The organism is Phenylobacterium sp. 58.2.17, assembly GCF_026411515.1.
GTDB lineage: Bacteria > Pseudomonadota > Alphaproteobacteria > Caulobacterales > Caulobacteraceae > Phenylobacterium.
This window is the reverse complement of sequence record NZ_JAPMTQ010000048.1, coordinates 12,830-27,470: the sequence shown is the minus strand read 5'-3', so window position 1 is coordinate 27,470 and position 14,641 is coordinate 12,830. Positions and strand designations below refer to the sequence as shown.

Below are 14,641 nucleotides of genomic sequence, written 5' to 3'. Positions count from 1 at the left end.
AGATCATGAGGCTAGTCTGGTGGGCTCGGATATGTTTATAAGAGACAGCCCGTGGGCCTCGCGCACCGAGGCGGCGAGGGCGGCGTCGAGCGCGGCCGCGTCGAGCCGGAAGCGGTCGACGAGCGACTGGCGCAGGGCCTGACCGACCCAGAGGTAGAGCTGGCGGGCGAGCCCGTCGGTCATGCCCGGGTGGCGGGCCAGCGGCGAGCGCATGGCCGCGATCCGCTGGGCGGCGGTGACCAGGATGGCGAGCTCGTGCTCGCCCAGGGCGGCGCTGGGATTGCCGGCCAGGGCGGTCAGCACCGCCGGCTCGCTTTGCTGCAGGATGGCGGCGACGACGGGCGGGCCGATGTTCGGACGGCGGGCGACCTCGATCTGATGTTCGATCGTGGCTTCGACCAGCAGCCGGACCAGGTCATGGTCCTTGAGCACCGGACTGCCGGCGATGACCGGGCGGGCGATCTCGATGTCGTCCAGGGCCAGCACGTTGACCAGAGCCGAAGGCGCCCAGTCGGCCTGGGCCAGCTTCTCGGACAGCCGACGGCGGATGTCGCGCTCGGCCTCGACGACCAGGGACATGAAGATCGAGTTGAGCAGGCCCTGGATTGGCTTGGAGGTCATCAGGCCCGCGGCGCTCTCGCCGGCGTCGCAGAGTTCTACGATGGCCAGGAGCAGGCGCTCCCGATCGGCCGGCGCGCGGCTGCGGGCCAGATTCAGCAGGTCATCGGTCTTGGCGGCCACACTCACTCTGGCGTCCCCGGCGATCGCTGCGAATCTGCTCGGAGCGGATGAAAACATGGTTACAACCGATTGACCATGCGAGCGGCGAGTCGCTCGCCAAGCGAGCAACGACGGGTGCGGACGATGGCGGAACCTCTGATCCTGGCGCTGGACCAGGGCACGACTTCGACCCGGGCGATCCTGTTCGACCTCAAGGGCGCGCCGGTCGCCGAGGCCGGGCGGCCGCTGGAGCAGTTTTATCCGGACGACGGATGGGTGGAGCACGACGCCGAGGAAATCTTCGCCGCCTCGGTCGCGGTGCTGCGCGAGACGCTGGCCAAGTCCGGCCGCCCGGCGGAGGACGTCGCGGCCATCGGCATCACCAACCAGCGCGAGACGGTTGTGATCTGGGACAAGGCCACCGGCAAGCCGATCCACCGGGCGATCGTCTGGCAGGACCGCCGCACGGCGCCGACCTGCGAGCGGCTGCGCGCGGCCGGGCGCGAGCCGCAGGTCACCGACATCACCGGGCTGCTGCTGGACCCATACTTCTCCGGCACCAAGATCGCTTGGATCCTCGATCAGGTGGACGGCGCGCGGGCGCGGGCCGAGGCCGGGGAGCTGCTGGCCGGCACCATGGACAGCTGGGTGATCTGGAAGCTGACCGGCGGCAAGGTGCACGCGACCGATGCGACCAACGCCTCGCGGACCATGCTGTTCGACCTGAAGGCGCAGGCGTGGTCGGACGAGATGCTGGAGATGCTCGACGTGCCGCGGGCTCTGCTGCCGACAGTGCTGGACTGCGCCGGCGACTATGGCTCGACCGCGCCGGAACTGCTGGGCCGGGCGATCCCGATCCGCGGCGTGGCGGGGGACCAGCAGGCGGCGCTGATGGGGCAGGGCTGCATCCGCGCCGGCGAGATGAAGGCCACCTACGGCACCGGCTGCTTCATGCTGGTCAATACCGGCGAGCACCTGGCGCCGTCGCGCTCGCGGCTGCTGACGACTGTGGCGGCGAGGCTGGGCGGGCGGGCGACCTATGCGCTCGAAGGCTCGATCTTCATCGCCGGCGCGGCCCTGCAATGGATCAATGAGGGGCTCGGCGTTCCCGGCGGCGGCGCGGGGGTGGAGAAGCTGGCGCAGTCCGCGCGCGAGGATCACGGGGTGGTGCTGGTGCCGGCGTTCACAGGGCTCGGCGCGCCTTGGTGGGACGCCAACGCGCGCGGCGGGCTGTTCGGGATGACCCGCGACACCGGCCTGGCCGAGATCGCGCAGGCGGCGTTCGACGCCTGCGCCTTGCAGACCCGCGACCTGATCGAGGCGATGCGGGCCGACGCCCCGGGGGCCTTCGGCCGGGACGTGGAGCTGCGCATCGACGGGGGAATGTCGCGCAGCGCCTGGTTCAGCCAGCGGCTGGCGGACCTGACCGGGGTGGCCGTCGGCCGGGCGACCTATATGGAGATGACCGCCTTGGGTGCGGCGCTGTTCGCGGGCCTCGGGGCCGGCGTCTACGCCAGCGTCGAGGAGGCCGTCGCCGCGCGGCCGTCGACCGAGCGGATGGACCCCGCCCTGAGCAGCCATGGGCGCGAGGCGGCCTACGCCCGCTGGCTGGACGCGGTGGCGCGGGTGAAGACCACCGCCTGAGGCCTCAGGTCCTGAAGACCGCGCGGCGCCAGCGGATGGCCAGGCCGGCGACACCGAAGCCGGCGATCATCAGCGCCCAGCTGGCCGGCTCGGGGATCAGGGCGAACTGGCCGCGGATCTCACCGCCCGGCGCGAAGGTGGTGTGGATGTTGAAATAGGCCTGCCCGCCGCCGAGCGCAGTCAGCAGCGCGGCGCGCGCGCCCTGGGCCGTGCCGCCATAGGCGGTGACGAAGGTCGGATTGTAGGTCCCGACTGCGTCGAGATCGAAGGTCTGGCTGTAGGCGCCGCTGGTGACGCCGGTCGGGAAGCCCGGGAAGCTCGGCGTCCGGGTGGCGACCCCGACATTGGCCGGGGCGGCGGCGCAGCAGTGGACGTGGGCGGCGGCGACGTCGCCGATCAGGTTGCTGAAGGTCGTGGAGACCGTCATCAGGTCGCCATCGATGGTCAGGAAAGCGCCGCCGCCGCCGGGCGAGGAGACCGGCGGGTTCTCGTTCGCGCCCAGCAGGGGCGCCCTGTAGACGGTGGCGGCCTGGGCCGCCGCGCCAGGCGACAGGCCGGCCAAGACCATGCTTGCCGCGAGCGCGGCAAACTTGAACGTGAGGTGAGACACAGCGACCTCCGCATCCGAGCTTTGCGACGTCGATATTTCAATAAGGGCCCGCCATCCCCAGCCTAGGAACATACGGGCCGACAAGCTTGGTTCGTGATGCGCGGTCAGATCTTGTCGTTAAGAAATTCTTCCGCCCAACAGGCTCTGGTGTCAACGGCCGTTTGCCGAGCAGATTCAACGCTGCAGGCCGTGCTTGACGCCTGCCGCCGTCGGCGCGACTCTGGTGAACAACGATCAGACAAAGACATTCAGAGGGAGGTCGCCATGGCCGACGGTTCGATCACGAGCGTGAGCTCGTTGAAGGGCAAGGTCAGCGCCGAGGAATGGCAGGCGCGGGTGGACTTGGCGGCGCTGTATCGCCTGGTGGCGCTCTACGGTTGGGACGATGCGATCTACACCCACATCTCGGCGCGGCTGCCCGGCCCAGATCACCAATTCCTGATCAATCCCTATGGGATGTACTTCGGCGAGATGACGGCCTCGGCGCTGGTCAAGATCGACCTGGACGGCAACATCCTCCAGGAGACCCCGTACTTCATCAATCCGGCGGGCTTCACGATCCACTCGGCGATCCACGCGGCCCGTGAGGACGCTCACTTCGTCATGCACCTGCACACCGACCAGGGCGTGGCGGTCGCCGCCCAGAAGGACGGTCTGCTGCCGCTGTCGCAGCATGCGCTGATCGTGCGCACGATGCTCGCCTATCACGACTACGAGGGGATCGCGCTGAACCTCGACGAGCGCGAGCGCCTGGTGGCCGACATCGGCGACAAGAAGATGATGTTGCTGCGAAACCACGGGACCTTGGCCGTGGGCGAGACCGCGGCCGAATGCTGGATCAACATGTTCTACCTGGAGCGCGCCTGCAAACAGCAGGTCATGGCGCTGTCAGCCGGGCGCGAAAACGTGCTGCTTGCGCCGCAGGCGGCGCAGGACGAAGTGAAGTCGCAGATGTCGCGGGGCCTGGGCGGACAGCTGGCCTGGCCGGGCGCGCTGCGCCTGTTGGATCGGTCGCTGCCGGGCTACGACGCCTAGAGGTTCTCCTCAAGGACTGTGCAAGGCGGGCGCCCGGTCTCGGGCGCCCGTTTTCTTTGCAGCGATGACGCCAATACGGAATTGTAAGCTGCATCGCGTGTTATGACTGGGCATATCGACGTTGTGTTTCAGGGGTGACACGCAAAGCCATCGTTCTGTCACTGGACGGCGCCTATGTCGTCGCCATAGGACGCGCTTCGATTCAGCGTCATCCACATTCGTATTCCGAGCCGCCCCGGAGATTCCGTAAGTTGTTGCGACGCCACTTTTTCCTCGTCGGCGCGATTGTGATCCTCGGCCTCATGGTGGTCGCAGGCGGCTGGAAGCTCACCCTGGGCAAGAGCGAGGGGCCGGGAGGCCCCGGCGGCGGCGGCGCGATGGCCGCCCAGAAGAGCGGCGGCGGCGGCGGCCGTAGCGGCGGCATGGGCGGCCCGGCGCAGGTCAATGTGGTCGGTGCGCAGAACAAGACCTTCGTGGACGCCATTGACGTGATCGGGGTCGCCAAGGGCCGCCAGTCGGTGACGCTGACGGCGGCTACGACGCAGCTGGTCGACAAGGTGCGTTTCAGCGACGGCCAATCGGTGCCCAAGGGCGCGGTGCTGGTCGAACTGAAGGCCACCGAGCAGAGCGCGGGCATCGCCCAGGCGCAGGCGCGGCTGATGCAGGCGCAGCGCGACTACGACCGCTGGAAGCAGCTGGCGACCCAGGGTTATGCGTCGAAGACCGCGCTCGACCAGCGCGAGGCGACCTATCTGGCGGCCAAGGCCGACGTCGACGCCGCGCGGGCCCGCGAGGGCGACCGGATGATCCGCGCGCCGTTCGCCGGCGTCGTCGGGCTGTCGGACATCGCCCCCGGGGCGCTGGTCAATCCGGGCGCGGCGATCGTGACCCTCGACGACATCTCGAGCGTGCGCGTCGATTTCGAAGTGCCGGACCGCTACCTCGCCTCGATCCGCGAGGGGCAGCCGATCACCGCCCGCATCGACGCCTATCCGGGCCAGGTGATCCAGGGGCGCATCCAGAAGCTCGACACCCGCATCGACGAGCGGACCCGGGCGATCACCGCCCGCGCCGAATTCCCCAATCCCGACCGCAAGCTGAAGCCCGGCATGATGCTGCGGGTGGCGATCGCCCAGGGGCAGCGGCAGGTCGTCGCCGCGCCGGAAGCGGCGGTGTCGGTGCAGGGCGACTCGGCCTTCGTGTTCGTGGTCACCGGCCAGGGCGAGCAGGCCCGCACCGAGCAGCGGCCGGTTCTGACCGGCGTGCGCCAGGACGGTTTCGTGGAGATCCGCGACGGGCTGCGAGCCGGCGAACAGATCGTCGCCGACGGCCTCAACAAGATTCAGCCGGGTCAGCCGATCCGCATCATGGCGTCCCAGAAGGGCGCCGAGCCCGGGGCGCGCGCGGCGCGGCCTGACGCATGATGCTGTCGGACATCTCGGTCCGCCGGCCTGTCTTCGCGGCGGTCGCGGCGATCATCCTCTGCGTCGTCGGCGTGGCCGCCTTCGCTTCGCTGACCGTGCGCGAACTGCCCAGCGTCGACCCGCCCGTGGTCTCGATCTCCACCACCTATCGCGGCGCTTCGGCCGAAGTGGTCGAGGAGCGGATCACCGAGGTGATCGAACGACAGATCTCCGGCATCCAGGGGATCGACCGGGTCAACTCGTCCTCACGCGATGGCCGTTCGAACATCAACATCTCGTTCCGGCTCGACCGGAACCTGGACGACGCCGCCAATGACGTGCGCGACGCCGTCAGCCGCGTGGCCGCCAACCTGCCGCTGCAGGCCGACCCGCCACAGATCGCCAAGGCGACCGCCGACGGCTCGCCGATCATGTTCATCTCGTTCGCCTCGACGACGCTGAACCGGCTGCAGTTGTCCGACTACGCCCAGCGCTATCTGGTGGAGCGGTTTTCGACGGTCCCCGGCGTGGCCCAGGTGTTCGTCGGCGGCAGCCAGCTCTATTCGATGCGGATCTGGCTCGATCCCAACGCCATGGCCGCCCGCGGGGTGACGGTCGACGACGTCGAGAATGCGCTGAACAGCCAGAACCTGGAACTGCCGGCCGGCTCGCTCGAAGCCCCGGACAAAGACTTCACGATCCGCGTCGGCCGCGGCTATGCGACCCCCGAACAGTTCGCCCAGTTGCCGGTGGTGGCGTCGGGCGGACGCGCGGCGGCGGCGACCGGCAATACGTCGCAGGCCTACATCACCCGCCTGGGCGACATCGCCCGCGTGGAAGAAGGGCCCGACGAGCGTCGTCGCAGCTTCCGCTCCAACGGCCGCGACCAGGTGGGCATCGGCATCACCCGTCAGTCGCAGGCCAACGACCTGGAGATCTCGCAGGGGGTCCGCGACCTGCTGCCGGAGCTGAACAAGTCGCTGCCCAAGGGCACAGTGCTGGAGGTGGCGGTCGACTACACCGTCTTCACCAAGCACGCGCTGGAAGAAGTCTGGATCACCATGGGCATCTCGATGTCCCTGGTGGCCCTGGTGAACTTCGTGTTCCTCGGCACCTGGCGGGCGGCGCTGATCCCGTCGGTTGTGGCGCCGATCTGCATCCTATCGACCTTCATCGTGCTGGCCCCGCTGGGCTTCTCGCTGAACCTGCTGACGTTGCTGGCGCTGGTGCTGGCCATCGGCCTGGTCGTCGACGACGCCATCGTGGTGGTCGAGAACATCCAGCGGCGGATCGACGAGGGCGAGCCGGCGATCGTGGCGGCCCAGCGCGGGGCGCGGCAGGTGTTCTTCGCCGTCGTCGCCACGACCATCGTGCTGATCTCGGTGTTCGCGCCGCTGATGTTCCTGCCGGGCTATATCGGCCGGCTGTTCGTCGAGCTGGCGGTGGCGATCGCCGCGGCGGTGGCGTTCTCGGCGCTGCTGGCGCTCAGCCTGTCGCCGATGCTGGCCTCCAAGCTGTTGCGTCCGGCGCGCGGCCAGGGCTTCATGGCTCGCCGCGTCGATGCGGCGATGGGCAAGCTGAAGTCGTCCTATCACGCCTCGCTGGAGTCGCTGCTGGGCGACCGGCGCGCGACCTTCGCCACCATCGGCCTGGTGATCGCGCTGGCCGCGGGCGCCGGTGGGCTGTTCGCGGCGCTACCCCGCGAGCTGGTGCCGGAAGAGGACCGCGGCCGGGTCGACCTGAACATCATCGCGCCGGAGGGCGCGGGCTACGACTACACGATGAAGGCGGCCGCCCAGGTCGAGGCGCGGCTGCAGGAGCTGCGCAAGGACGGGGTCATCACCCGTTATATCCTCGGCGTGCCGCGGTTCGGCGGCACCCAGTTCAACAGCGGCTTCGGCAACGCCACCCTGACCGAAGGCGGGGAGACCACCTCCAACGAACTGGCGGCGCGCCTCAATCGCGAACTGTCGTCGATCACTTCGGTGCGGGCCATCGCCTCGGTGCGGCCGGCCTTCCAGCGCGGCGGCGGGGGCGGCGGAAGCGGCGTCGACGTGATTGTCGCGGGAGACGACTACGCCCAGATCGCCGCCTGGATCAAACCGCTGCTGGCCGCGGCCGAGGCCAATCCCGGCCTGTCGCGGGCGCGTCTCGACTACGAGCCGACCAGCCCGCGCGTGCTGGTCAACATCGACCGGGAGAAGGCGGCGTCGCTGGGCGTCTCGGCCCAGGCGGTCGGGCGGGCGCTGGAGAGCAACTTCGGCACCCGGCGGGTGACGACCTACATCAAGAACGGGCAGGAATACGACGTCCTGCTGCAGACCGACCGCGAGCAGCGTCAGACCGAGCAGGACATCGGCAACCTCTATGTCCGGGCGAACTCGGGCGAGCTGATCCCGCTGTCGACCGTGGTCACCACCGAGGTGCGCGGCGACACGCCCGACCGCTCGCGGGTCGACCGCCTGCGTTCGGTCACGCTCTCGGCGCAGCTGAACCCCGGCTATCCGGTCGGCGAGGCGGTGAAGTTCTTCGAGGCGGAAATCGCCAAGATGCCGCCCGGCCCGCAGATCAAGTGGGGCGGTATGGCCCGCGACTACCTGGAAGCGGGCAGCGCGGTGGGCCTGGCCTTCGGCATGGCGCTGCTGCTGGTCTTCCTGGTGCTGGCCGCCCAGTTCGAGAGCTGGATCCACCCGGGCGTGATCATGCTGACCGTGCCGGTGGCGGCGCTGGGCGGGCTGTTCGGCTTGCTGATCGCCGGCTCGACCGTCAACACCTACAGCCAGATCGGTCTGATCATCCTGATCGGCATCGCCGCCAAGAACGGCATCCTGATCGTCGAGTTCGCCAACCAGCTGCGCGACGAAGGGCTGTCGATCCGCGAGGCGGTGATCGAAAGCGCCTCGCTGCGCCTGCGTCCGATCATCATGACCTCGATCGCCGCGGCGGCCGGGGCGATCCCGCTGATCATGTGGGGCGGCGCCGGCGGCGAGAGCCGCAAGACCATCGGCGTGGTCATCTTCTTCGGGGCGATCTTCTCGACCCTGCTGACCCTGTTCATAGTGCCGGTGTTCTACAACATGCTGGCGCGGTTCACGAAGTCGCCGCAGACCACTGCGCGGCGCATCGAGGCCTTCGAGGAGGCCGAACAGGCGCGGGCGGCCAACGCCGCCGAATAGGCCCGCCCTCGGACCGAATCCATCGGTCTACGAAAAAGCCTCCCCCGGCGGGGGAGGCGAGTTGTCGGGGTGGCGCCGGCTGCGACAAGGGGGTGTCACAGGCGCCGGCGCAGGATCTCGGCTGACAGATGCAAGCGCAGCCTCGACCGCCTCATGCTGCGGCCGATTGGTATTCTCGTCAAGGTTGCTGTTTTCGAATGCTAGCGCCTTACGGCGCTTTGTAGCCGGTCTCGACCTTGAGGAAGGCGATCAGGTCGATGCGGTCCTTCTCGGCCTTGAGGCCGGCGAAGGTCATCTTGGTGCCCGGCAGGAAGGTGCGGGGCTCGGCCAGCCACTTGTCCAGGTGCTCGGCGTCCCACACGAAGCCCGCGTTCTTCACCGCATCGGAGTACTTGTAGTTCTCGAGCGCGCCGGCCTTGCGGCCGAAGACGCCGTGCAGGTTCGGGCCGGTGAGATTGGCGCCGCCCTCGACGATCGTGTGGCAGGAGCGGCACATGGCGAACTTGGCCTTGCCATTGTCGATGTCGGCGGTGTTGTAGGGCGCGGGCAGGCTGGCCAGGACGGCCGCCTTTTCGGCGGCGGTGGGCTCATGCTCGGCGGCGGGGGCCGGCGTGGACGTCGCGGACGTCTCGCCGCCGCCCTGGCCGCAGCCGGCGAGCAGGGCGCAGGACCCCAGGACGGACAGCATCAACGCGTTGCGCATAATCAGAACCCCTCAGCCAAACTTGACCGCAAGCTAGTCATGCGCCGCCGCGTTGCAAGGCGCGTCGACGACGCTCCTTCTGGATTGTCTCGTCCAGAGACTGCAGGAACCGCGAGCGGTCGTTGCGGTCGAAGGGCCGCGGTCCGCCGAGCATCTCGCCGGTCGAGCGCAACTGCTCCATCAGCGCCCGCTGGGCGATGGCCGCGCCGATCGAGTTCTCGGTGAACGGGCGGCCGTTGGCGGCCAGGGCGTAGCCGCCAGCCGTCAGCACACGCTCGGCCAACGGAATGTCGTTGGTGATCGCCACATCGCCCGGGGCGATGTGCTCGGCGATCCAGTCGTCGGCCACGTCGGGCCCGGCGTCGACGATCATCCGCGCGATCAACGGCGACTGCGGGATCTGCATGAAGGCGTTGGAGACGACCCAGGTCTTGAGCCCGTAGCGCTGGGCGACCTTGTAGGTCTCGTCCTTCACCGGACAGGCGTCGGCGTCGATGAAGATCTCGATCGGTTTCAGGTCCACGAAGCCGCCTCTAGACAAGGGAACGCCGCCGGTTCCGGAGAACCGACGGCGTCCTTCATAGCGCCTGTTGTGGGTCAGGCGAAGGCGAGGGCCTGCTTGCGGCGCGAGGCGCGAACCGCAGCGCCGACGCCGCCGAAGCCCATGATCATCATGGCCCAGGTGGCCGGCTCCGGCACCGCCGAGATCGACACGTTGTCGAGCGCCGGGCCGTAGGGCGTGTTGGTCTGGGAGTTGAACGCCAGGGTGGCGGTCGGGTCGAAGGCCTTGAACGTGTAGCTGTGCTGCGTCCAGCCCATGTTCTGCTTGGTGTTGCCGCCGCCGACATTGAAGGAGAAGCTGTTCACCTGATCGCCGCTGACCGAGGTGGCGACGAACTTGTCGCCCTGGCCGCCGTCGGGGTTGCCGGCCAGCCAGAAGGTGACCTTGTAGGTCTTGCCGACGATCGTATCGATGGTCTGCTGGATCGTGCCGCCGTTCAGAGCGGAGAGGTCGACGCTGCGGTCGCCGTGCGCGGCGGTCCAGTAGGAGCCGATGTAGTCGACGCCGTGGCCCTTGACGGTCCAACCGGTGATCGCGGTGCTGCCGTTGCCCAGGGTAATGAAGCTGCCCGGATCGGCGCCTTCTTCAAAGCTGCCGTTGACTAGGGTCGCAGCGCTCGCGCCGCCAGCGACCAGCGCTGCGGCCAGCGCCGCAGCCGTGCCCACCAGCCAGTGTCTTTTCGTGCTCACGTAAGGAGTCTCCAAATGGGATTTGGTCCGGGTGGACCGATCAATTTTCGCAACGGCCGTGCCAGCGGCGGGGGCTTGGCAGCGGGGGCGGACCCCTGGGCGAGGATGGAGTTCTTGTCCAGCGACACCGGCACGGCTTCCATCGTCGCCATGCCCTCGCACGCGGCGCGACAAGCGGCTGGCCTTCGAAGCTTTCGACGCGCTCGCACAGGAGGCCGCGCCTGTTCGCGATACCAACCAGGCTGGCCCTGGCTCTTGCCCTCAATCGCACTTCAGGGCTGCGCGACCGGCACATCTCCGATCCCGCCGGATGAGGCCGGTTAAGGCGCCGCTGGAGGACGACCCGCCGGTTGTCGCCTTAAACGGGAAATGTGTTGACCAGTAGTTGCAAGTCAATCTGGAGGCTACGGCGTTAGTCTGAATTTTGAAAATCTGGCGCCGGCGCAAGTCGCTGGGCCTTGGGGGGAAGATGATCAGTATGAAGTTTCTCGCGGGGGTCGCCCTCGCGTTGGGCCTGTCCAGCAACGCCAACGCCGCCATCACGATCTTCACTGATCAGGCCAGCTTCCTCGCCGCTCTCTCAGCTCCGGCTGTCGATACGTTCCAGGATCTATCGATTGGGACGTCGCTTCCAGCTTTGACGCGCGCCATTGGTTCCTATGGCTACACGGCTAGCACGGACGTTTCGACGCTCTATGGCGTGGGTGCACCGGCCAATCCCTGGCTCTCGTCGGAATATGCGCTCGCGACCATCACTTTCGGAAACTTCACGGGCGGGGTGGTCGGCCTCGGCGGCGACTTCTTCACGACGATGAGGGAGGGGAATCATTTTCCGGGAACCGTGAGCCTCACCGCAACGGACGCTGACGGCAGCGTTTCTCGGCAGATCGTCAACGCCTCCACGTCGAGCTTCTTGGGCTTTTTGTCCACGAGCGGCCTGACGAGCGTGAACCTGTCCGCAGCGCAGCCCGTCAGCCAGCCCCTGTGGCCGACCGCCGACAACCTCATCCTTGGCGGCCAGATTTCCTCTGCCGTTCCGGAACCCGCCACTTGGGCCATGATGATCATCGGCTTTGGTGCAATCGGTTCGATGGTTCGCGCCTCGCGGCGGCGGAACGCCGTCGCCGCGGCCTAGGCTTCTCGATCTAGGAATCCATCTGGCCCGCTCCCTTAACGGGGGGCGGGTCTTTTGCGTTATGGCTCCATGCCGCGCCTTGCCTCCGAGGACCGCGTACGCCTACGCCTCATCGTCCAGGCTGGCGGGAAGCGACGCACGTCACTTCGTCGACCGCGGCTTGTGGAAGGTGACCCGCCTGCCTTCGCCAACGACGCCGATCAGCGGCACGACACGAGCCGGCTTGGGCCGCGGGGGTAGGGGGATGACGTTCGAGACCTTCATGCGGGCGCGCCTCTTCCACGGGTGAACGGACCTGGAACGTTATTCGGGGCTGTTCCGGGACTGCTAAGTCCGAAGCGCCCCGGCCTTTTCGACCTTGTTCCCAGGTTCGCTAGCGCGGCGATGTTGCGCGATCCCTTGGATTTCCCCATAAGCGGCGCGTTGCCGGCTTAGCTCAGTTGGTAGAGCAGCGGTTTTGTAAACCGAAGGTCACGGGTTCGAATCCTGTAGCCGGCACCACCGCGTCGCGACGGCGCGCTTGACCCAGCAGGGCGGCGAACCTAGCTAGGGGCCGCGAGGAACGACCTCCCCCAAAATCGTGGGCATCAATGTCCGGGACGGCCCGGCTCTTCGAAAGGAGGGCCGCATGGCCTGGATTCTTTTGTTTATCGCCGGACTGCTTGAGGTGGTCTGGGCGTTCGCAATGAAGCAGTCGCACGGGTTCACCAAGCTCGTGCCGAGCGTGATCACCATCGGCACCATGATCGCCAGCTTCGGCCTGCTGTCGGTGGCGATGCGCACCCTGCCGCTGGGTACGGCCTATACGGTCTGGACCGGCATCGGGGCGGTCGGCGCGTTCCTGGTCGGCATCGCGGTGCTGGGCGAGCAGGTCAGCGTGGTGCGCATCCTGGCCGCGGTGATGATCGTCGGCGGCCTCGTGCTGATGAAGCTGTCGAGCACGCACTAGATCGCGCGAACTGAGCGCGAGGCCCTAGGAAGAAACCTGCGTCCGGAAGTAGTCTCCGGGCGTCCGGCCGGCGCCGCTAGAGCGCCGGCCGCTTGTTTCTGATTTCCCCAGGGGGAGGGGCTTCATGGCCGATAGCGCAGCCGCAGACCGCCGGCATCGACTGAAGTCGATCATCGGCGGGTCCACCGGCAATCTGGTCGAGTGGTACGACTGGTACGTCTATTCCGCCTTCACCCTGTATTTCGCGCCGATCTTCTTCCCGGCCGGTGATCGCACCGCCCAGCTGCTGAACGCCGCGGCGGTGTTCGCAGTCGGCTTCCTGATGCGGCCCATCGGGGCCTGGATCATGGGCATCTATTCCGACCGCAGGGGCCGCAAGGCAGGACTGACGCTGTCGGTGTCGCTGATGTGCGCCGGCTCGCTGCTGATCGCCGTGACTCCTGGCTACAATCAGATCGGCTGGATCGCGCCGGCCCTGCTGGTGCTGGCCCGCCTGATGCAGGGCCTGAGCGTCGGCGGCGAGTACGGCGCCAGCGCCACCTATCTCAGTGAGATGGCCGGCAAGCAGCGCCGCGGCTTCTTCTCGTCCTTCCAGTACGTGACGCTGATCTCGGGCCAGCTGCTGGCCTTGCTGGTCCTGCTGCTGCTGCAGGCGATCCTGCCCGAGCCGGACCTCGAGGCCTGGGGCTGGCGGATCCCGTTCGTGATCGGCGGGGCGCTGGCGGTGGTGGTCTTCTACCTGCGCCGCGGCCTGGCCGAGACGGAGTCGTTCAAGAACGCCCAGGCGAGCGATGCGCCGAAGTCGAGCGGGTTTGCGCTGTTCAAGCATTATCCGCGCCAGGCGTTCGTGGTCATCGCCCTGACGGCGGGCGGCACGCTCGCCTTCTATGCCTACTCGACCTACATGCAGAAATTCCTGGTCAACACGTCGGGCTTCAGCCGCGAAACGGCGACCGCGATCAGCGCCGCGGCGCTGTTCGTCTACATGCTCATCCAGCCGGCGGCGGGGGCGCTGTCGGACAGGATCGGGCGCAAGCCGCTGATGATCGCCTTCGGCGTGCTGGGGGTGGCTTTCACTTACCTGATCTTCACGACGCTCTCGAAGACCAGCGATCCCTATGTCGCCTTCGCCATCGTGCTGGGCGCGCTGATCATCGTCACCGGCTACACCTCGATCAACGCGGTGGTGAAGGCCGAGCTGTTTCCCGCCCACATCCGGGCGCTGGGGGTCGCGCTGCCCTACGCGCTGACCAACACGATCTTCGGCGGCACGGCGGAGTACGTGGCGCTGTGGTTCAAGAGCCAGGGGATGGAAAGCGGTTTCTACTGGTACGTCACCGGCATGATCGGCGTCTCGCTCATCACCTATCTGCGGATGCGCGACACGCGGAAGCACAGCGAGATCGCCGAAGACTGACGGAACAGCGGGGCCGAGCGCGGGTTGATCCTGGGAACCAACCCAGGAGGAACCCCCATGGCCGCCCCCGACGCCATCGCTCTGCTCAAGGCAGATCATCGCGCAGTCGAGGCCCTGTTCGAGGACTTCAAGTCCGCGCGCGGGGCAGGACGCAAGGCCGCGATCGTTCATCAGATCTGCGTCGACCTGACGGTGCACACGATGATCGAGGAAGAGATCTTCTATCCGGCCTGCCGCGGCGCGATCGAGGACAGCACGCTGGACGAGGCCTATGTCGAGCACGACGGGGCCAAGCTGATGATCGCCGAGCTGTCGGACGCCGCACCGAACGAGGCGTTCTATGACGCCAAGGTCAAGGTGCTGTCGGAAGAGATCCGCCACCATGTCCATGAGGAGGAGATGCGCTCGGAAGGCATGTTCGCCCAGGCGCGGCGCGCGGGCCTGGACATGAACGAACTGGGCGAGCGGCTGCAGGCTCGCAAGACCCAGCTTAAGACCCAGTTCGAGACCACGGGCCTGCCGATCCAGCAGACCCATTCGATGCGCGGGGCGGTCATCGAGCACGTCGGCCTGCGCCACTAGGGCGATCACCCATCAC

General features: G+C 67.7%; 13 protein-coding genes and 1 tRNA gene. 9 read left to right on the top strand and 5 right to left on the bottom strand.

Translation table 11 applies throughout. The features are described 5' to 3' along the window. Window positions 1-3: 3 nt before the first annotated feature. On the bottom strand, window positions 4-741 hold the full coding sequence (locus OUA97_RS20250) for a DUF2336 domain-containing protein (protein WP_267233837.1): 738 nt from the start codon (window positions 739-741) through the stop codon (window positions 4-6). A 123-nt stretch (window positions 742-864) separates the two neighbouring features. On the opposite strand from OUA97_RS20250, the gene glpK reads away from it, so the two are divergent. Then, complete coding sequence (gene glpK / locus OUA97_RS20245; RefSeq protein WP_267233836.1) at window positions 865-2,364, top strand: glycerol kinase GlpK; 1,500 nt, start codon at window positions 865-867, stop codon at window positions 2,362-2,364. 4 nt (window positions 2,365-2,368) lie between these two features. Here the strand turns inward: glpK and OUA97_RS20240 are convergent, their stop codons facing one another. Beyond that, entirely contained in the window at window positions 2,369-2,932 is a 564-nt protein-coding gene (locus tag OUA97_RS20240) for a CHRD domain-containing protein (protein ID WP_267233835.1), read from the bottom strand. A 306-nt stretch (window positions 2,933-3,238) separates the two neighbouring features. On the opposite strand from OUA97_RS20240, the gene OUA97_RS20235 reads away from it, so the two are divergent. The 3 genes from OUA97_RS20235 to OUA97_RS20225 all read left to right on the top strand — a co-directional run bounded on the left by OUA97_RS20235 (window position 3,239) and on the right by OUA97_RS20225 (window position 8,588). Continuing rightward, window positions 3,239-4,009: a class II aldolase/adducin family protein gene (locus tag OUA97_RS20235; RefSeq protein WP_267233834.1), complete on the top strand. Its 771-nt coding sequence runs from the start codon at window positions 3,239-3,241 to the stop codon at window positions 4,007-4,009. Between the two features lie 254 nt (window positions 4,010-4,263). Further along, window positions 4,264-5,433, top strand: coding sequence for an efflux RND transporter periplasmic adaptor subunit (locus OUA97_RS20230; RefSeq protein ID WP_267233833.1), 1,170 nt, complete (start codon window positions 4,264-4,266; stop codon window positions 5,431-5,433). Continuing rightward, window positions 5,433-8,588 carry an efflux RND transporter permease subunit gene (locus OUA97_RS20225; protein WP_267233840.1) on the top strand — a complete coding sequence of 1,052 codons (3,156 nt, stop codon included), beginning with the start codon at window positions 5,433-5,435 and terminating at the stop codon, window positions 8,586-8,588. Before OUA97_RS20230 ends, OUA97_RS20225 begins: the two co-directional genes overlap by 1 nt. Window positions 8,589-8,796: 208 nt before the next feature. Here the strand turns inward: OUA97_RS20225 and OUA97_RS20220 are convergent, their stop codons facing one another. From OUA97_RS20220 to OUA97_RS20210, 3 genes are all read right to left on the bottom strand, one after another. Beyond that, window positions 8,797-9,291, bottom strand: a complete 495-nt coding sequence (locus tag OUA97_RS20220) for a c-type cytochrome (RefSeq protein ID WP_267233832.1) — start codon at window positions 9,289-9,291, stop codon at window positions 8,797-8,799. Between the two features lie 37 nt (window positions 9,292-9,328). Further along, a complete protein-coding gene (locus OUA97_RS20215; protein ID WP_267233839.1) occupies window positions 9,329-9,808 on the bottom strand; it encodes a YaiI/YqxD family protein in 480 nt (159 codons plus the stop codon). Window positions 9,809-9,888: 80 nt separating this feature from the next. After that, window positions 9,889-10,542, bottom strand: coding sequence for a choice-of-anchor C family PEP-CTERM protein (locus tag OUA97_RS20210; RefSeq protein ID WP_267233831.1), 654 nt, complete (start codon window positions 10,540-10,542; stop codon window positions 9,889-9,891). A 478-nt stretch (window positions 10,543-11,020) separates the two neighbouring features. On the opposite strand from OUA97_RS20210, the gene OUA97_RS20205 reads away from it, so the two are divergent. The 5 genes from OUA97_RS20205 (at window position 11,021) to OUA97_RS20185 (ending at window position 14,625) form a co-directional block, all read left to right on the top strand. After that, the gene (locus OUA97_RS20205; protein ID WP_267233830.1) at window positions 11,021-11,677 is read left to right on the top strand and encodes a PEPxxWA-CTERM sorting domain-containing protein; all 657 of its coding nucleotides are present in this window, start codon (window positions 11,021-11,023) and stop codon (window positions 11,675-11,677) included. A 425-nt stretch (window positions 11,678-12,102) separates the two neighbouring features. Then, a tRNA-Thr gene (locus tag OUA97_RS20200) sits at window positions 12,103-12,178 on the top strand. 127 nt (window positions 12,179-12,305) lie between these two features. Next, window positions 12,306-12,626 (top strand): quaternary ammonium compound efflux SMR transporter SugE, encoded by a 321-nt coding sequence (gene sugE, locus OUA97_RS20195; RefSeq protein ID WP_267233829.1) that lies wholly within the window; start codon window positions 12,306-12,308, stop codon window positions 12,624-12,626. 124 nt (window positions 12,627-12,750) lie between these two features. Next, window positions 12,751-14,043, top strand: coding sequence for an MFS transporter (locus OUA97_RS20190; RefSeq protein WP_267233828.1), 1,293 nt, complete (start codon window positions 12,751-12,753; stop codon window positions 14,041-14,043). Window positions 14,044-14,100: 57 nt separating this feature from the next. Further along, window positions 14,101-14,625 (top strand): hemerythrin domain-containing protein, encoded by a 525-nt coding sequence (locus OUA97_RS20185; RefSeq protein ID WP_267233827.1) that lies wholly within the window; start codon window positions 14,101-14,103, stop codon window positions 14,623-14,625. Window positions 14,626-14,641: the final 16 nt, after the last annotated feature.

Bases quoted from the DNA above. Each gene is read 5' to 3' on its own strand.
- glpK (WP_267233836.1), top strand. From the start codon at position 865: ATGGCGGAACCTCTGATCCTGGCGCTGGACCAGGGCACGACTTCGACC.
- OUA97_RS20240 (WP_267233835.1), bottom strand. From the start codon at position 2,932: ATGGTCTTGGCCGGCCTGTCGCCTGGCGCGGCGGCCCAGGCCGCCACC.
- OUA97_RS20235 (WP_267233834.1), top strand. From the start codon at position 3,239: ATGGCCGACGGTTCGATCACGAGCGTGAGCTCGTTGAAGGGCAAGGTC.
- OUA97_RS20225 (WP_267233840.1), top strand. From the start codon at position 5,433: ATGCTGTCGGACATCTCGGTCCGCCGGCCTGTCTTCGCGGCGGTCGCG.
- OUA97_RS20220 (WP_267233832.1), bottom strand. From the start codon at position 9,291: ATGCGCAACGCGTTGATGCTGTCCGTCCTGGGGTCCTGCGCCCTGCTC.
- OUA97_RS20205 (WP_267233830.1), top strand. From the start codon at position 11,021: ATGAAGTTTCTCGCGGGGGTCGCCCTCGCGTTGGGCCTGTCCAGCAAC.
- sugE (WP_267233829.1), top strand. From the start codon at position 12,306: ATGGCCTGGATTCTTTTGTTTATCGCCGGACTGCTTGAGGTGGTCTGG.
- OUA97_RS20190 (WP_267233828.1), top strand. From the start codon at position 12,751: ATGGCCGATAGCGCAGCCGCAGACCGCCGGCATCGACTGAAGTCGATC.
- OUA97_RS20185 (WP_267233827.1), top strand. From the start codon at position 14,101: ATGGCCGCCCCCGACGCCATCGCTCTGCTCAAGGCAGATCATCGCGCA.